1 protein-coding gene is annotated in these 360 nt (G+C 73.6%); it reads right to left on the bottom strand.

Going from position 1 to position 360, the window contains the following annotated elements; genetic code table 11:
• Window positions 1-318: ATP-binding protein (locus ADL05_RS03065; protein WP_369800879.1), on the bottom strand; the 318-nt coding region annotated here is incomplete at its 3' end.
• Between the last annotated feature and the right edge of the window lie 42 nt (window positions 319-360).

The raw sequence follows: 360 nt of genomic DNA, 5'->3' as shown, positions 1-360 counted from the left end.
GGCGGTGCGTTCGGTGGGGATGCGTGGCGTGCCGCCGCCTCCGCCGCAGTCGCTCAGGGACACGCGCAGGGTGGCCGCGTCGGGCATGGACAGGGCGCGGATGACCTCGCCGCCGGTGCGGCCGGAGTCGGTGTACTTGACGCCGTTGGCGAAGAGTTCGCTGGTGACGAGTTGGAGGGTGTCGACCAGGTCGGGGTCGAATCCGGCCAGGTCGGTGGCGAGGTCGGCGCGGACCTGGGAGAGCTGGGCGAGGTCACCCCTGTAGGTGCGGTGTTCCCAGAAGACGGCCGGGCGGGTCCGGGTGGTGGTCGTGGTCATCAGACGGCCACCCGCTCGGGGCGCCGGGGCGCGGGCACGGGG

This window comes from Nocardiopsis sp. NRRL B-16309 (assembly GCF_001279585.1).
In the GTDB taxonomy this organism is placed as follows: Bacteria; Actinomycetota; Actinomycetes; order Streptosporangiales; family Streptosporangiaceae; genus Nocardiopsis.
The sequence above is the reverse complement of the archived record's forward strand: the minus strand, read 5'-3'. Positions and strand labels throughout refer to the sequence as shown.